At 69.3% G+C, this 15772-nt stretch carries 17 protein-coding genes; 8 read left to right on the top strand and 9 right to left on the bottom strand.

The features are described from left to right. Nucleotides 1–8 precede the first annotated feature (8 nt). From bfr to B6N23_RS07560, 4 genes are all read left to right on the top strand, one after another. Entirely contained in the window at nucleotides 9–491 is a 483-nt protein-coding gene (gene bfr, locus B6N23_RS07575; protein ID WP_110070187.1) for a bacterioferritin, read from the top strand. Nucleotides 492–794: 303 nt separating this feature from the next. Further along, a complete protein-coding gene (locus B6N23_RS07570) occupies nucleotides 795–1853 on the top strand; it encodes an ABC transporter substrate-binding protein (RefSeq protein WP_110070186.1) in 1059 nt (352 codons plus the stop codon). Nucleotides 1854–1855: 2 nt separating this feature from the next. Beyond that, entirely contained in the window at nucleotides 1856–2683 is an 828-nt protein-coding gene (locus B6N23_RS07565) for an ABC transporter ATP-binding protein (protein ID WP_110070185.1), read from the top strand. A 9-nt stretch (nucleotides 2684–2692) separates the two neighbouring features. Continuing rightward, the gene (locus B6N23_RS07560) at nucleotides 2693–3460 is read left to right on the top strand and encodes an ABC transporter permease (RefSeq protein ID WP_110070184.1); all 768 of its coding nucleotides are present in this window, start codon (nucleotides 2693–2695) and stop codon (nucleotides 3458–3460) included. Nucleotides 3461–3466: 6 nt separating this feature from the next. Here the strand turns inward: B6N23_RS07560 and B6N23_RS07555 are convergent, their stop codons facing one another. The 4 genes from B6N23_RS07555 to B6N23_RS07540 form a co-directional block, all read right to left on the bottom strand. Beyond that, the gene (locus B6N23_RS07555) at nucleotides 3467–3691 is read right to left on the bottom strand and encodes a DUF1653 domain-containing protein (RefSeq protein ID WP_305503372.1); all 225 of its coding nucleotides are present in this window, start codon (nucleotides 3689–3691) and stop codon (nucleotides 3467–3469) included. A gap of 25 nt (nucleotides 3692–3716) precedes the next feature. Further along, nucleotides 3717–4562 (bottom strand): tRNA cyclic N6-threonylcarbamoyladenosine(37) synthase TcdA, encoded by an 846-nt coding sequence (tcdA, locus tag B6N23_RS07550; protein ID WP_305503370.1) that lies wholly within the window; start codon nucleotides 4560–4562, stop codon nucleotides 3717–3719. Nucleotides 4563–4574: 12 nt separating this feature from the next. Further along, nucleotides 4575–5348 carry a pseudouridine synthase gene (locus B6N23_RS07545; RefSeq protein WP_302143010.1) on the bottom strand — a complete coding sequence of 258 codons (774 nt, stop codon included), beginning with the start codon at nucleotides 5346–5348 and terminating at the stop codon, nucleotides 4575–4577. Nucleotides 5349–5434: 86 nt separating this feature from the next. Next, nucleotides 5435–6613 carry a cation diffusion facilitator family transporter gene (locus B6N23_RS07540; RefSeq protein ID WP_305503368.1) on the bottom strand — a complete coding sequence of 393 codons (1179 nt, stop codon included), beginning with the start codon at nucleotides 6611–6613 and terminating at the stop codon, nucleotides 5435–5437. 171 nt (nucleotides 6614–6784) lie between these two features. Between B6N23_RS07540 and B6N23_RS07535 the strand changes: the two genes are divergently transcribed. Both B6N23_RS07535 and B6N23_RS07530 read left to right on the top strand, forming a co-directional pair. Beyond that, nucleotides 6785–7459 carry an SDR family oxidoreductase gene (locus B6N23_RS07535; RefSeq protein ID WP_305503352.1) on the top strand — a complete coding sequence of 225 codons (675 nt, stop codon included), beginning with the start codon at nucleotides 6785–6787 and terminating at the stop codon, nucleotides 7457–7459. Nucleotides 7460–7556: 97 nt separating this feature from the next. Further along, nucleotides 7557–8789, top strand: coding sequence for an MFS transporter (locus tag B6N23_RS07530; RefSeq protein WP_305503350.1), 1233 nt, complete (start codon nucleotides 7557–7559; stop codon nucleotides 8787–8789). 28 nt (nucleotides 8790–8817) lie between these two features. On the opposite strand, the gene B6N23_RS07525 is transcribed toward B6N23_RS07530, so the two are convergent. Then, nucleotides 8818–10164, bottom strand: a complete 1347-nt coding sequence (locus B6N23_RS07525; RefSeq protein WP_305503347.1) for a glycosyltransferase — start codon at nucleotides 10162–10164, stop codon at nucleotides 8818–8820. Between the two features lie 157 nt (nucleotides 10165–10321). On the opposite strand from B6N23_RS07525, the gene B6N23_RS07520 reads away from it, so the two are divergent. Continuing rightward, on the top strand, nucleotides 10322–10741 hold the full coding sequence (locus B6N23_RS07520; RefSeq protein WP_169957426.1) for a SpoIIAA family protein: 420 nt from the start codon (nucleotides 10322–10324) through the stop codon (nucleotides 10739–10741). Between the two features lie 39 nt (nucleotides 10742–10780). Further along, entirely contained in the window at nucleotides 10781–11398 is a 618-nt protein-coding gene (locus B6N23_RS07515; RefSeq protein WP_305503345.1) for a LysE family translocator, read from the top strand. Nucleotides 11399–11416: 18 nt separating this feature from the next. On the opposite strand, the gene B6N23_RS07510 is transcribed toward B6N23_RS07515, so the two are convergent. The 4 genes from B6N23_RS07510 to ugpB form a co-directional block, all read right to left on the bottom strand. After that, the gene (locus tag B6N23_RS07510) at nucleotides 11417–12571 is read right to left on the bottom strand and encodes a sn-glycerol-3-phosphate import ATP-binding protein UgpC (protein WP_305503740.1); all 1155 of its coding nucleotides are present in this window, start codon (nucleotides 12569–12571) and stop codon (nucleotides 11417–11419) included. Between the two features lie 2 nt (nucleotides 12572–12573). Next, nucleotides 12574–13422, bottom strand: a complete 849-nt coding sequence (gene ugpE, locus B6N23_RS07505; RefSeq protein WP_305503342.1) for a sn-glycerol-3-phosphate ABC transporter permease UgpE — start codon at nucleotides 13420–13422, stop codon at nucleotides 12574–12576. Nucleotides 13423–13437: 15 nt separating this feature from the next. After that, on the bottom strand, nucleotides 13438–14322 hold the full coding sequence (ugpA, locus tag B6N23_RS07500) for a sn-glycerol-3-phosphate ABC transporter permease UgpA (RefSeq protein ID WP_110070860.1): 885 nt from the start codon (nucleotides 14320–14322) through the stop codon (nucleotides 13438–13440). Nucleotides 14323–14386: 64 nt separating this feature from the next. Beyond that, on the bottom strand, nucleotides 14387–15706 hold the full coding sequence (gene ugpB / locus B6N23_RS07495; RefSeq protein WP_305503339.1) for a sn-glycerol-3-phosphate ABC transporter substrate-binding protein UgpB: 1320 nt from the start codon (nucleotides 15704–15706) through the stop codon (nucleotides 14387–14389). Nucleotides 15707–15772 lie beyond the last annotated feature (66 nt).

Genomic DNA, 15772 nt, shown 5'->3' with positions numbered 1-15772 from the left:
GTGAATCCATGAAAGGCGACAGCAAGGTCATCGAGCATCTCAACAAGGCGCTGGGCAACGAGCTGGTGGCGATCAACCAGTACTTCCTGCATGCCAAGATGTACAAGGATTGGGGCCTGCAGAAGCTGGCCAAGTGGGAGTACGACGAGTCCATCGAGGAGATGCAGCACGCCGACAAGCTGATCGAGCGCATCCTCTTCCTCGAGGGTATCCCCAACCTGCAGGACCTCGGCAAGCTCAATATCGGCCAGAACGTCCGTGAGATGCTGGAGTGCGACCTCAAGATCGAGCACGAGGGGCGCGCCGACTACATCGAGGCGATCACCTACTGCGAGCAGGTCAAGGACTACGTCAGCCGCGACCTCTTCCGTGACATCCTCGCCGACGAGGAAGATCACATCGACCATATCGAGACCGAGCTCGGCCTGATCGACAAGGTCGGCATCGAGAACTACATGCTCAAGCAGATGCAGATGGCCGGCGAGGAGTAACTCGCCTTCCCTCCTTCTGTCTGCTTCCCCTCACCGGCGCCCTCGTGGCGCCGGTGGCGTTTTTGGGCAGCCCCCCTCCTGAGCGACGCGATGTTCTACGCTGGTGCATAGCCCCCGCCGTGGCGTGGGGCAGTGCGCCGTCATGGTGCTGGTGCCGGCGGCGGGGATGCCCTGCCATGGCGCGCCTGCCTTGACCGACAGGTCAGGCCGTCAACCTGGCAGGCTTCCTGCAAAGCAAAGAAGAACAATGCCACCACCCTTCAGGTCGGTGGACCACAACACGATCCGCGCGAGGGCAACTTCATGAGTCGTCACCTCCTCTCCAGGGCCGGGCTGCCGCTCGGCATGATGGGCCTGCTGCTGGCCGGCGCCACCCTCTCCAGTGCCACCCTGGCCGACGAGACCCGCATCCGCTTCCAGCTCGACTGGCGCTTCGAGGGCCCCTCGGCCCCCTTCCTGATGGCCGTGGAGCGCGGCTACTTCGCCGAGGAGGGGCTCGACGTCCAGGTCGACTCCGGCAGCGGTTCCGCCGGCGCCATCAACCGGGTCGCCTCCGGGGCCTACGAGATGGGCTTCGGCGATCTCAACGCCCTGGTGGAGTTCCTGGCCGAGAACCCCGACGGCCCCGGCATTCAGGGGGTCTACGTGGTCTATGACGGCTCCCCGGCGGCGGTCTTCGCCCGCAAGGATCGCGGCATCGAGTCCCCCGCCGACCTGGTCGGCAAGTCGCTGGCCGCGCCCGCCTTCGACACCGGCTACCGCGCCTGGGGAATCTTCGCCGCCGCCAATGACCTCGACGCCGACGGCGTCGAGTGGCAGAACGTCGACCCGACCCTGCGCGAGACCCTGCTGGTGCGCGGCGACGTGGACGCCATCACCGGCTTCTACTTCACCAGCCTGCTCAACCTTGAAGGGCGCGGCATGGGCGAGGAGGAGCTGACCATCCTGCCCTTCCCGGAGTATGGGGTGCCGCTCTACGGCAACGCCATCATTGCAAGCGAGGCCTTCGCCGAGGCCAACCCTGAGGCGGTGGAGGGCTTCCTGCGCGCCTTCAACCGGGCCCTGGCCGAGACCCTGGCCGACCCCGAGGGGGCCATCGACTACGTGCTGGCCCGGGACGGTCTGATCGACGTGGAGCTGGAGACGCGCCGCCTCAAGCTCGCCATCGAGAGCGTGATCGACACCCCGGATGCCCGCGCCCACGGGGCCGGCGCGGTGGACGAGGCGCGTCTGGCCAACGCTATCCAGCTGGTGGCCGACGCCTACGACCTGCCCGAGGTGCCGGCGACGGAGCGGGTCTTCACCTCCCGCTACCTCCCCGCGGAGGAGGCGCGGATGATCTTCCCGGCGCAGGGAGACTGAGCATGACGGCACCCGCCACCCTGACCCCGGAGGGCGCTACGCGCGCCGGGGCGGCCCCCTTCGTGGCCTTCGACCAGGTCAGCCTGGCCTATGACGAGACGGGCAACGCCATCGAGGAGGTGTCGCTGACCATCGAGGAGGGGGAGTTCGTCGCCTTCGTGGGCCCCTCGGGCTGCGGCAAGTCCACCTTCATGAAGCTCTGCACCGGCCTGCACGCCCCCACCGCGGGGAGCGTGCGGGTCGATGGCCAGCCGGTGGGCGGGCCGCTGAAGATCTGCGGCATGGCCTTCCAGAGCGCCAACCTGCTGCCCTGGCGCACCACCCTGGACAACGTGCTGCTGCCCCTGGAGATCGTCAAGCCCTACCGCGCCCAGTTCCGCAAGCGCCGGGCCGAGTTCGAGGGCTGGGCCCGGGAGCTTTTGCGCACCGTGGGGCTCGAGGGCTACGAGGAGCAGTACCCCTGGCAGCTCTCCGGCGGGATGCAGCAGCGCGCCTCCATCTGCCGCGCCCTGATCCATCGACCGCGGCTGCTGATGCTCGACGAGCCCTTCGGGGCGCTGGACGCCTTCACCCGGGAGGAGCTCTGGTGCGTGCTGCGCGACCTCTGGGAGGCGCAGCGCTTCACGGTGGTGCTGGTCACCCACGACCTGCGCGAGGCGGCCTTCCTGGCCGACACCGTCTACGTCATGAGCCGCCGTCCCGGGCGCATCCTGGAGCGGCGCCAGATCGACTTCCCGCGCCCGCGATCGCTGGAAATGACCTTCGAACCCGCCTTCACCGGCCTGGTGCAGGAACTGCGCGCGCGGATCGGCACGATCCGCGGCAGCTGAGGAGTCCCCATGTCCAAGCACAATCGGCTGCTCGAACGCCTGGCCCCCTGGATCGCCGTGCTGGCGCTGATCCTGATCTGGGAAGCCACGGTCAGGCTCTTCAACGTGCCGCCCTTCATCTTCCCCAGCGCCTCGGCCACCGCTCAGGCCCTGGTCACCTTCGCCGGCCCCATCGGGGTGCACTCCTGGCAGACCTTCTGGACTACCATGGCGGGCTTCGGCCTGGGGGTGGCGGTGGGCCTGCTGCTGGGCTTCATCATCGGCTCCTCGCGCTTCCTCTACCACGCCTGCTACCCACTGCTGGTGGGCTTCAACGCCATTCCCAAGGTGGCCTTCGTGCCGATCCTGGTGGTGTGGTTCGGCATCGGCTCGGTGCCGGCGATCCTCACCGCCTTCCTGATCTGCTTCTTCCCCATCGTGGTCAATGTGGCCACCGGGCTCGCCACCCTGGAGCCGGAGATGGAGGACGTGCTGCGGGTGCTGGGGGCGCGGCGCCTGGACGTGCTGCTCAAGGTGGGGCTGCCGCGCTCGCTGCCCTACTTCTTCGCCTCGCTGAAGATCGCCATCACGCTCGCCTTCGTGGGCACCGTGGTGTCGGAGACGGTGGCCTCTAACCAGGGCATCGGCTACCTGATGATGAGCGCCGGCTCCCAGATGCGCATGTCGCTGGTCTTTGCCGGGCTGATCGTGATCAGCGCCATGGCCATGGTGATGTACGAGCTCTTTGCGCTGCTCGAAAAACGGATGACGGCGTGGGCCCACCGCGGGCAGAGGTAGTCGGCCTCAGAACGCCTTTTCGAGCTCGAAGCGCGGCACCGGTTCGCCCTGGACCTCCACCGTTTCGGTGAACATCGCCAGGGGCCTCACCCAGAGGCCGTAGTCGCCGTAGAGGGCGCGATAGACCACCAGGGGCTCCTCGGTCTCGCTGTGATGGGCAAGGCCCAGAACCTCGTAGCGGTTGCCCTTGTAGTGGGCATAGATGCCGGGGACGGGAAGCGGGCGTGACATGGCGAAGACTCCTGGAGGGGGTGGGTCAGGGAGAGGCCTGGGCGCTGCGGGCCAGGCGGGCGAGCACTCGGGAGGCGGCCACGAAGCCGAAGCTGCCGGTGACAAAGGTGGCGGCGCCGAAGCCCGAGGCGCAGTCGAGCCGCGTCGACTCGCCGCTGCCCGGCTTCTGCAGGCACACCTCGCCGTCGGCGCTCGGGTAGACCAGCTGTTCATCAGAGTAGACGCACTCCACCGAGAAGCGTCGCTTCGGGTTACGCGAGAAACCGAAGTCGCGCCGCAGGCGCGCGCGCACCTTGGCCAGCAGTGGGTCGTGCTCGGTGCGGGCCAGGTCCGCCACCCGGATGCGGGTGGGGTCGGTCTGCCCCCCGGCGGCGCCGGTCACGGTGATTGGCAGCTTGCGCCGCTTGCACCAGTTGATCAGCGCTGCCTTGGGCACCACGCTGTCGATGGCGTCCACCAGGTGGTCGGCGTCCTCGGGGATCCGCTCGGCGAGGTTGGTGGGGGTGACGAAGGCGATCTCCTCCACCACCTCGATGCCGGGCTGGATGGCCCGGCAGCGCTCGGCCAGCACCTCCACCTTGGGGCGGCCCACGGTGCCGTCCAGGGCGTGGAGCTGGCGATTGACGTTGGAGACGCAGACGTCGTCCAGGTCGATCAGGGTCAGCTTGCCGATGCCGGAGCGGGCCAGCGCCTCCACTGTCCAGCTGCCCACGCCGCCGACGCCCACCACCACCACGTGGGCGCTGCGGAAGCGCTCGACGGCGCGGCTGCCGTAGAGGCGGCGGATCCCCCCGAAGCGCAGGTCGTGGTCGTCGGTATCGACGCTCTCCTGGGGAACAACGGCGGGGGAGGAGAAGGGCAGGTCGGTCATGGCAGGTATGGGTCAGTCGATGGTGGCGGGTTGGAGGGGCGTGCGGGTAGCGTCCACGGCGTCCACCGGCAGGTGGCCGGCCCAGCCGAAGCGCCGGAAGAGCGCGCTCATGGTGGCATCCAGGGCGCAGGTCAGGCGCAGCGGCTGCCCGGTGACCGGGTGCACGAAGGAAAGCTCGGTGGCGGCCAGCAGCAGGCGCGGGGCGTCGAGGTGCTCGGCGAAGAAGCGGTTGTGGTTGCCCTTGCCGTGCTTGGCGTCGCCGATGATCGGATAGCCCCGCTGCGACAGGTGGCGGCGGATCTGGTGACGGCGCCCGGTCAGCGGGCGCGCCTCCATCAGCGAATAGCGGCTGCTCGGGTAGCGGTCCACCTGCACCGGCAGCTCCACGCTGTCCAGGCGGCGGATATCGGTCACCGCCTCCAGGGCGGGCATCTCGGCCTTGGGACGGCTGCCGTCCTCCTCGCGCAGCGGGTATTCGAGCCGCTCGGCCTCGGGGCCGATGCCACGCACCACCGCCAGGTAGCGCTTGGCCACCCGGCGCTCGGTGAAGGCCTCGGTGAGCCGGGTGGCGACGCCTGGAGAGAGCGCCAGCACCATCACCCCGGAGGTGGGGCGGTCGAGCCGATGTACCGGGTAGACCCGCTGGCCGAGCTGGTCGCGCAGCCGCTGCAGCAGGAACTCGCGCTCGCCGCGAGCCAGGGCGGTGCGGTGCACCAGCAGCCCCGAGGGCTTGTGCACGGCCACCAGGTGCTCGTCGCGATGGAGTATCCGCAAGGGGTCGCTCATGCCGGTCAGGTCGCCGCCAGGGTCGTGGAGAAAGGGGCGGCCATTGTCGCCGCCCGGGGCGGCGATGTCACCCATGGGGCCTGGGCTCAGCGGGTCGGCGAGGGGAGGGCGGCCAGGCGGCGGATCTCCACCTGGGCGAACCACTCGAGGTCGTCGGCGGCGCGCGCCAGCCGCCGGGCCGTCGCGGCACTCTCCAGCGGCGAGTGCTCGTCGAGGCAGGCCACCACGGTCACCGCTCCCTCCAGGTAGTGCAGCTCCAGGTCGAGGATCCAGGGCCACTCGGGAAGCCCGGCCCAGCGCTCGGTCAGCGCCGCCTCCACCGCAGGGCGCAGCGGCAGGCCCGGCAGGCGGCTGGGGTCGCCCTCGCCGGCGTCGTCCTCGGGGTCGATGTGGAAGGTCAGGTCGGTGAGCGCCGGAAACGCCTGGCGCAGGCGGCGGCTCACCTCGTTGCCGATCTCGTGGCCCTCGGAGACGCTGATGCGCGGCGAGACCACCACGTGGAGGTCCAGCATGGTGTGCCCGGCCGACTGGCGGGTGCGCAGGTCGTGGACCCCCGTCACCCCGGGCACGGAGAGCGCCACCTCGCGCATCGCCTCCTGCTGGGGAACCGGCAGGGCGGTGTCCACCAGCTCGCGGCCCGACTCCCACAGCAGGTCCCAGCCCACCTTGCCCACCAGCAGGCCGACGATCACGGCGGCGATGGTGTCGAGCCAGCCGTGGCCCAGCTGGGTGCCCACCAGGCCCACCAGCACCACGCCGGTGGAGAGCACGTCGGAGCGCGAGTGCCAGGCGTTGGCCTCCAGCAGCTTCGAGCGCAGGCGGCGCGCCACCCGCATGGTGAGGCGGAAGAGCGCCTCCTTGGCCAGCAGCGCCAGCAGCGCGATCAGCATCGCCCAGAGGCCCGGCGGCGGGATCTCGGCGCCGGCCACCAGGCGCTCAATGCTCGACCAGGCGATGGCGCCGGCCACGAAGATCAGCACGCTGCCCAGGAAGAGGGTGGCCAGGGTCTCGATGCGACCGTGGCCGTAGGGGTGGTCGTGGTCCGGATCCTGGCTGCCGTAGTGGGTGGCCGCCAGCACGAAGCCGTCGGTGACCAGGTCGGAGAAGGAGTGGATGCCGTCGGCCACCAGGGCCGCGGAGCCGACGATCAGCCCGGTCACCAGCTTGACCAGGCCGATGATGGCATCGACCCAGATGGCCAGCAGGGTGACGCGGCGGGCGTCGCGGGCCTTATGAAGGGCGGGGCTGTGTTCGGTGCTCGACATGGTGCCAGGCCTCGGGCGGCGTGGTCGATGGGCTAGGGCAGCGGCCCCGGCGGAGCCGCTGCAATGCAAAATAGTACCGAAAGGGTCCACTTTCACGCAACGCTGTCGGGTTGATGTCGCCTCCCCCCTGGGGCACTGTCTTGGCAGGTACCTTCCCGAACAGGAGATCGCATGGCTTCCACCGTACTGATCACCGGCGCCAACCGCGGCGTAGGCCTCGCCCTGGCCCGCCACTACCACGCTGCGGGCTGGGAGGTGATCGGCGCCTGTCGCGGCAGCGGCGATGACACCGCCGAGCTGCGCCTGGTGGCCACACGGGTGATCGAGGGCATCGATGTGACCCGCGACGAGGATGTCGCCCGGCTCGCCGTGGAGCTGGAGGGGCAGCGCCTCGAGGTGCTGATCAACAACGCCGGCCTGCTCCGCGACGAGCGCCTGGGCGAGATCGACTTCGACTCCATCCGTACCCAGATGGAGGTCAACGCCTATGCGCCGCTGCGCGTCACCGAGGCGCTGCTCGGCTGCCTGGGGGAGGGCAGCAAGGTGGCCAACATCACCAGCCGCATGGGCTCCATCGCCGACAACGACTCCGGCGGGCGCTACGGCTACCGCGCCTCCAAGGCGGCGCTCAACGCCTTCGGCAAGTCCCTGGCCATGGACCTCGCCCCCCGCGGCATCGCCGTGGTCCAGCTCCACCCGGGCTATGTGCAGACCCGCATGGTCAACTTCGGCGGGCTGATCACCCCGGAGGAGGCCGCCGCCGGCATCGCCGAGCGCATCGCGGCCCTGAGCCTCGCGACCACCGGCACCTTCTGGCACAGCAACGGCGAGCCGCTGCCCTGGTGACGTGAGCCTTCGACGAACGCAGGCTTCGCCATTGGCGTTGGCGGCGATGGCAAAATTGTGTGTAGGCTAACGGTTCTGTCCTCGACCGGAGCCCCCCATGTCCGAGCCATCCTCTGCGGCACTGCCTGCCCCCTCCCGCCGCGAGGGGTGGTGGGTGCTGGCCGCCACTACCTGGGTCCAGGTGCTGTGCAGCGGGGGCATGCTGCTGGTGCCGACCCTGGCGCCCCAGATGGCGGCGGCCTTCGGCGTGCCGACGGGCTGGGTGGGGCTGCAGGTCAGCCTGCTCTACGGGGTGGCGATGCTCGCCTCGCTGCAGTCGGCGGTGCTGGCCAGGCGCCTGGGGGGCTGCCGGGCCAGCCAGCTGGCCATGGCGCTGGTGATGGGGGGCTGCCTCATGGCGCTGATCGGCACGCCCCTGGCGCTGCTGGCCACCACCCTGCTGCTGGGGCTCGCCTACGGGGTCACCAGCCCCGCGGCCGCCGAGCTGCTCTCCCGCTTTACCCCGCCCGAGCGGCGCAACCTCGTCTACTCCATCAAGCAGACCGGCGTGCCCCTTGGGGGCGTGCTGGCGGGTCTGATGGCGCCGCCCCTGGCGGCCATCTGGAACTGGCAGGCTGCCTTCCTGGCGGTGGGGGTGGCGTGCCTGGCCACCCTGGCGGTGCTGCAGCCGCGTCGCGAGCGCTGGGACGCCAGCCGGGACGCCAGCGTGCGCATGCAGGGCGCCGGCAGCCTCGGCGTGCTGCGCCGCTACCGCGCCATGCGCTGGCTGGGGGCCACCGGCTTCTGCCTCTCCGCCGCCCAGCTCTCGCTGCTCAGCTTCGCGGTGGCCTACATGGTCGAGGAGCTGCTGCTGAGCCTGGTGCTGGCCGGGGCCGTGGTCTCCCTGGTGCACGTGGCCGGTGTCACCGGGCGCCTGGTCTGGGGCGCGCTGGCCGACCGCCTGGGGGGCAGCCTGCCGGTGCTGTTCGGCCTGGCCGGGGTCATCGCGGTGATCTTCTTCCTGCTGGCGGTGCTGGGCACCGCGGTGCCGACCTGGGTGACCCTGACCCTGATGGTGCTGGCCGGCGGCACGGCGGTAGGCTGGAACGGAGTCTACCTGGGGGAGGTGGCGCGGCGCTGCGAGCCCGGCGAGGTGGGCGAGGCCACCGCCGCCGTGCTGGTGCTTACCTACATGGGGGTGCTGGTGGGACCGGCGCTGTTCAGCCTGATCGTGTGGCTCACCGACAGCTACGCGGTGGGCTTCCTGCTGCCCACGGTGACCGGCGCCCTGGCCGTCTTCTGCCTGCTGCGCTGCGTGCGCAGCGACGGCCTGGCTGCCAGCGCCGGCTGAACGGCGCGGCAAAGCAATGTCGCCGCGGTTACCGCGCCGCCAGGGCGGAAGGGGCGGTGACGCGACGGTAGAGCTCGGCCAGCTCGGCGGCCTTGGCATCCTCGTGCCAGCCTGCTGCATAGGCGCGGCCTCGCTGGACGAGGGCCCGACGCAGGTCGTCGTCCTCCAGCACCCGGTTCACCTTGGCGGCGAAGTCGTCGTGGGTCTCCTCGGCGATCAGGCAGCCTTCGCCCTCGGTGAGCACGTCACGGGTGCCCATCACCGCGGTCGAGACCACCGGGGTGCCCAGCGCCATGGACTCCAGCAGCACCAGCCCCCGGGTCTCGGTGCGCGAGGCGAAGACGAACAGGTCCGCGGCGCGGTAGGCGGCCTGGAGGGGGCCGTCGCGGTCCAGGTAGCCGAGGAACAGCACGGCGGCCCCCACCCCGGCATCCCGGGCCAGGCGAGCCAGCGCGTCCTGGGCGGGGCCCTCGCCGGTGATGATCAGGCGGGTATCGGGGTGCCTGGCGAGTACCAGAGGCAGCATCTCGATCAGGAAGCCGATGTTCTTCTCATGGGCGGCGCGCCCCACGAAGAGCAGCAGCCGTGCCCGGTGCGGGAGGCCATAGCGGGCGCGGAAGTCGCTCTCCTCATGGGGGTGGGTGAAGGCCTCCAGGGCCAGCCCGGTGGGAATCACCGCCATGGGGGTGGTCACCCCGTAGCGGGTCAGCGCCGACTGCATGGCCCGTGACGGTACGATCAGGGCATCGAGCCGGTGGCACTGGTTCACCGAGAGGCGACGCGCGGCGAAGCGCAGCCAGCGGCGTGGCAGCCAGCGCACGTAGTGGTGCAGGTACTCCTCGAAGAGGGTGTGGTAGGTGGCCACCACCGGAATGCCCAGGCGTCGCCCCAGCCCGATGCCGGCATAGTGGGCCACGAAGGGCGTATGCACATGGATCAGGTCGAAGGCCGGCTCGGCGAGCGGCGCGGCCAGGGCAAGGAGCTCCCGGTAGCGCATCATGCGGTCCTCCGGGTCCCCGGGGACGCCCCGGGAGGAGACCCGTATCACTCCCGGCTCGTCCACCTGGCCCACCGGGTAGTCAGGGCAGACCAGGGTGACCGAATGGCCCTGGCGCTGGAGCGCACCGCGGAAGCTGGCGATGGAGGTGGAGACGCCGTTGATGCGCGGAAAGTAGACGTCCGAGAGCATCAGGACCCTCAAGGCGCCCGGACGGGCCTCGGCAGCGCCGGTGGCCGCCTGGAGCGCCGCTGCGGCTGGCGACAGTCGCGCCCGCTGCTCGGCCTGGATCCGCTGGGCCAGCGCATTGCCCCCGGCCAGCCGAATCAGGTATTCCACCTCCGCTTCGCTGAGCGGCTTGCGTGCGCGCCTTGGCATACCGGGCGACCCTCCTGTGGGTATCTCGCCCATGGTGGTCTGCGACCGTGACGTTTGTGTGATCACGGGCCCCGGGCTCGCCGGCAGGGTTGTCCTCGCGCGCTATGCTGAAAGTGGCCGAGGTGCATTGCCTCTCTCTTACCCAAGGAGTACGCCCATGTTGGACCTGATCTCCCATCCGGCAGAGCATGTCGTGGCGATGAAGGCAGGGGGCATCGTGACCGGCAGCGAACTGCAGCGCGCCATCGACGCCATCGAGGTCGCCAAGCGCAATCATCCCCTGATCAGCCTGGTGGTCGAGATCGACGACCTGCGCCTGATGACCCTGACCGCCCTGCTCAAGGACGTCGGCTACGGCCTGACCCAGCTCGGCGACCTCGAGCACTACCACCGCGCCGCCGTGGTCACCGACCAGGCCTGGATCCAGCTGGTGGCCGACCTGGAGGAGCGGCTCTTCAAGGCGGTGGAGATCCGCACCTTCGCAAGCCACGAGCACGCCGCCGCCATGGCCTGGGCCGCCGAGCTGCCCCCGGGCGCCCACGAAAATCCGGAGGAGGACGGCTACCACGGCGCGTGATAGCGTAGATGGCTTGGTTCACCACACCGGCAGGACGCCATGTCTCCCGAAAGCGCACTCCTCTATCTCCTGGCCATCTTCGTCTTCGCCGTGACCCCGGGCCCCGGGGTCTTCACCCTGCTGGCCCGCGGCATGGCCTCCGGCGGGCGCGCCTGTCTGACTCTGGCGCTTGGGATGACCGCGAGCGACCTGATCTACCTGATGCTGGCCTTCTATGGCCTGGCGGCCATCGCCGAGAACTGGGGCGAGGCCTTCACGGTGATCCGCTACCTTGGCGCCGCCTACCTGCTCTACCTCGCCTGGAAGATGTGGACCGCCCCGGTGACCGCCGAGCCCCTGGACCCCGAGCAGCGGCGGGGCGACGCCCTCAAGGGCTTCCTGCAGGGCTTTCTGATCTCCGCCTCCAACCCCAAGGTGATCCTCTTCTACATCGCCTTCCTGCCCACCTTCATCGACCTCACCGCCCTGGGCGGCGCCGACATGGGGCTGGTAGTCGGCCTTACCTTTATCGGGCTGATGGCGGGGCTGATGCTGGTGGCCTACGGGGCCTCCAGCGCACGACGTTTCCTGCAGACCGAGCGTGCCATGAAGGGCGCCAACCGCTCCGCCGGCTCGCTGATGGCCGCCGCCGGCGCCTTCCTGATCGCCAAGGGGTGAGGGAGGAGTGGCGCCCGGTCAGCCCTGTGCTGCCGGGCGGGTTGCTTCCGGATACTCGATAGTCGAGCTGTGCCCAGTGGTCGAAGCCGCCGAGGCCGCCATGTCCGGCTCGTCGAGGCGTACCCCGCTCTCCCGATGGAAGGGGTGCAGGGCGTCTCGGGCCATATGGAAGTGCAGGCGCTGGCCCTCGGCCACCGGGGGCTGACCGGGGGTGCGGATCACCAGGGTCTGGTCGCTGCCGGCCAGGCGCACATGGAGGTGACTCTCGGCGCCGGCGGCCTCGAAGAGCTCCAGGGTGGCCGAGAGGGTCAGATGGGGCCCGTGAGGCGCCTCGAGGCGCAGCGCGTCGGGACGGATGCCGACGATGCCGGTGCCCGGCGGCAGATCCCGCAGCAGGGCGCCATGGGTCGCTGCGCCCGCGTCGCTCAGCAGAGCATCCAGGGGCAGCAGGTTCATGGCCGGCGAGCCGATGAAGGTGGCCACGAAGAGCGAGGCGGGCCGGGCGTAGATCTCCATGGGCGTGCCCACCTGCTCGATGCGCCCGCCGTTGAGCACCACCAGGCGGTCGCCCAGGGTCATGGCCTCCAGCTGGTCGTGGGTGACGTAGAGGCTGGTGGTCTTCAGGCGGCGCTGCAGCCGCTTGATCTCCACCCGCATCTGCACCCGCAGCTTGGCGTCCAGGTTGGAGAGCGGTTCGTCGAAGAGGAAGGCCGCGGGCTCACGCACCAGGGCCCGGCCCATGGCCACCCGCTGGCGCTGGCCGCCGGAAAGCTGGCGCGGCTTGCGGGGCAGGAAGGGCTCGATCTCCAGCATCCTGGCGGCCTCCTCCACCCGGCGACGGATCTCGTCGCGCCCGAAGCCACGATTCTTCAGGCCGTAGGCCAGGTTGTCGAACACCGTCATGTGGGGATAGAGCGCATAGTTCTGGAACACCATGGCGATATCGCGCTGGGCGGGCTCCAGCTCATTGACTCGACGCTCGCCGATATGGAGCTCCCCGGCGCTGATGGTCTCGAGTCCCGCCACCATGCGCAGCAGGGTCGACTTGCCGCAGCCCGAGGGGCCCACCAGCACCACGAACTCGCCGTCGGCCACCTCCAGGTCGACGCCCTTCACCGCCTGCACGCCGCCGGGATAGGTCTTCTCGAGACCCTCGAGCTTGATACTTGCCATCATTATTTCTCCGTCTCGGTGAGGACCTTCACGAACAGGCGCTGCATGAACAGGATCACCAGCACCGGGGGCAGGGCGGCCATCACCACCGCGGCCATCACCAGGTGCCACTGGGGGTCGCCGTCGGCGGCGGTGGTCATGCGCTGGATGCCCATCACTACCGTGTAGTAGTCGCTGTCGGTGGTGATCAGCAGGGGCCAGAGGTACTGGTTCCAGCCGTAGATGAACAGGATCACGAAGAGGGCCGCGATATTGGTGATGGAGAGCGGCAGCAGGATGTCCCGGAAGAACCGGAAGGGGCCGGCGCCATCCACCCGGGCGGCCTCCAGCAGCTCTTCCGGCACCGTCATGAAGAACTGGCGAAACAGGAAGGTGGCAGTGGCCGAGGCGATCAGCGGGATGGAGAGCCCGGCGAAGCTGTTGAGCATGCCGAGGTCGGCCACCACCTGGAAGGTGGGGATGATGCGCACCTCCACCGGCAGCATCAGGGTGACGAAGATCAGCCAGAAGAAGAGCAGCCGGAAGGGGAAACGGAAGTAGACGATGGCGAAGGCCGAGAGCAGCGAGATGACAAGCTTCCCCACGGTGATCGCCAGCGCCATCACCAGGCTGTTGAAGAGCATCTGGCCCACTGGCGGCGCCCCGGCCCGCGACAGGCCGCTCTCCCACATGGCGCGGTAGTTCTCCAGGGCGTGGCCGCCGGGCATCAGAGGCAGGGTGCCGCGCAGGAACTCTCCCGGGGCCTGGGTGGAGGCGACGAGGGCGATGTAGACGGGAAATAGCACCAGGGCCACGCCGGCGATCAGAATCAGGTGCGCGGCCAGCTGGCTCAGGGGGCGGTGTTCGACCATGGGGGCTCCTCCGGGTCAGTAGTTGACGCGCCGTTCGATGAAGCGGAACTGCACCACGGTGAGGAGCACCACGATGGCCATCAGGATCACCGACTGGGCGGCGGAGCTGCCCAGGTTGAGCCCCACGAAGCCGTCGGCGTAGACCTTGTAGACCAGGGTATTCGTCGCCTGGGAGGGGCCGCCCTGGGTAGTGGCGTGAATCACACCGAAGGTGTCGAACATGGCGTAGACCACGTTGACCACCATCAGGAAGAAGGTGGTGGGCGAGAGGAGTGGAAAGACGATGGTCCAGAAACGCTTCACGGGGCCGGCGCCATCGATGGCCGCCGCCTCGATCAGCGACTGGGGGATCGACTGCAGCCCGGCCAGGAAGAAGAGGAAGTTGTAGGCGATCTGCTTCCAGGCGGCGGCGATGATTACCAGCATCATGGCATCGCTCCCTGAGGTGCGGTGGTTCCAGCGGTAGCCCAGCATTTCGAGCGCATAGGGCACGATGCCGATGGAGGGGTTGAAGAGGAACCACCAGAGCACCCCGGCGATGGCCGGGGCGATGGCGTAGGGCCACACCAGCAGGGTGGTGTAGGCGTTGCGCGAGCGCAGCATGCGGTTGACGGTGGCCGCCAGCAGCAGGGCGGCCGACATCGACAGCAGTGTGGTGCCGATGGCGAATACCGCGGTTACCGAGAGCGAGTCGAGATAGGTGTCGTCGGCGAAGAGCCGTGCGAAGTTGGCCAGGCCCACGAAAGTGCTGTTGAGGCCGAAGGCGTCCTCGCGCAGCAGCGACATGTATAGCGCCTGCAGCGAGGGCCAGATGAAGAAGATCAGGGTCACGATCACCTGGGGGGCCAGCAGGGCATAGGGCAGCCAGCGCCCGGGAAAGGTCATGCGTTTGGTCTGCATCGGAAGGCTCGAAGCGACGGTAAACAGGCGCCCCCTCCGCGGGGAGGGGGCGCAAAGGCAGGGCTCAGCGGTTGGCGGCCTCGAAGTCGCGCAGCAGGGCGTTGCCGCGGCGGGCGGCGTCGGCGCTGGCCTGCTCGCCGTTCTTCTGGCCGCTCATCACCGCCTCCATCTCCTCGGAGATGATGTCGCGGATCTGCACGAAGTTGCCGAAGCGCAGCCCCTTGGAGTTCTCGGTGGGCGGGTTGAGGTTCATCTGGCGAATGGAGATGTCGGCGCCCGGGTTCTCGGCGTAGAAGCCCTGCGTCTCGCTCAGCTCCCAGGCGGCCTGGGTGATCGGCAGGTAGCCGGTGCGCTGGTGCCAGTCGGCCTGCACCTCGGGGCGGGAGAGGTACTCGAAGAAGGCGGCTACGGCCTCGTACTCCTCGTCGCTGTGGCCCTGCAGCGCCCAGAGGGTGGCGCCGCCGATGATGGAGTTCTGGGGCGCGCCCTCCACCTCCGCGTAGTAGGGCTGCATGGCGAAGCCCACTTCGAAATCGGCGTTGGCCAGCACCCCGGCCCGAGAGGCGGAGGAGCCGAAGAACATGGCGCACTCTCCCGAGTAGAACATCGGCGCGGCGTCATCCCCCGGCCCCGGGCCGCCCCAGCGAAAGACGCCTTCATCCTGCCACGCCTTGAGGTTGTCCCAGTGGCTCGCCACCAGGTCGTTGTCGAAGACGAACTCGGTGTCCAGGCCGGCGAAGCCGTTCTCCCGGGTGCCCAGGGGCGAGTCGTGCATGGCGGAGAAGTTCTCCAGCATCACCCAGCTCGGCCAGGAGGTGGTGAAGCCGCAGCGGGCCGCGCCGCTCTCGCGCAGCTGGCGGGAGGCCTCGACGATCTCCTCCCAGGTCTCGGGCGTGCCGTTCAGGCCCGCGGCCTCGAAGGCGTCGCGGTTGAGATAAAGGATCGGCGTGGAGGAGTTGAAGGGGAAGGAGAGCATGTTGCCGCGGGTATCGGTGTAGTAGCCCACCACCGCCGGCAGGAAGGCCTCGCGATCGAAGGCGCGGCCGTGGTCCTCCATCAGCTGGTGGATGGGGTAGATGGCCCCCTCGGCGGCCATCATGGTGCCGGTGCCCACCTCGAAGACCTGCAGGATGTGCGGCTGCTGGCGGGCCCGGAAGGCGGCGATGGCGCCGGTCATGGTCTCGGTGTAGTTGCCGCGGTAGCTGGGGTTCACCCGGTAGTCATCCTGGGAGGCGTTGAACGCCTCGGTGATGCCTTCGAGAATCTCGCCGAGCTCGCCGCCCATGGCGTGCCACCACTGGACCTCCACGGCGGCGTGAGCGGACAGCGACAGGGTGGCGGCGGTGACGCCGGCGGCCAGGCCTTTCAGTGTGGGTGCGAACATGGGGCTCTCCTTGCGATGGGGACGGCCTGCGGCCGCGCGAAACCTCGCAAGACGTTAGCCGCGGAA

Origin of the sequence: Halomonas alkalicola (genome assembly GCF_030704205.1) — a bacterium.
Lineage (GTDB): Bacteria > Pseudomonadota > Gammaproteobacteria > Pseudomonadales > Halomonadaceae > Halomonas > Halomonas alkalicola.
The sequence above is the reverse complement of the archived record's forward strand: the minus strand, read 5'-3'. Positions and strand labels throughout refer to the sequence as shown.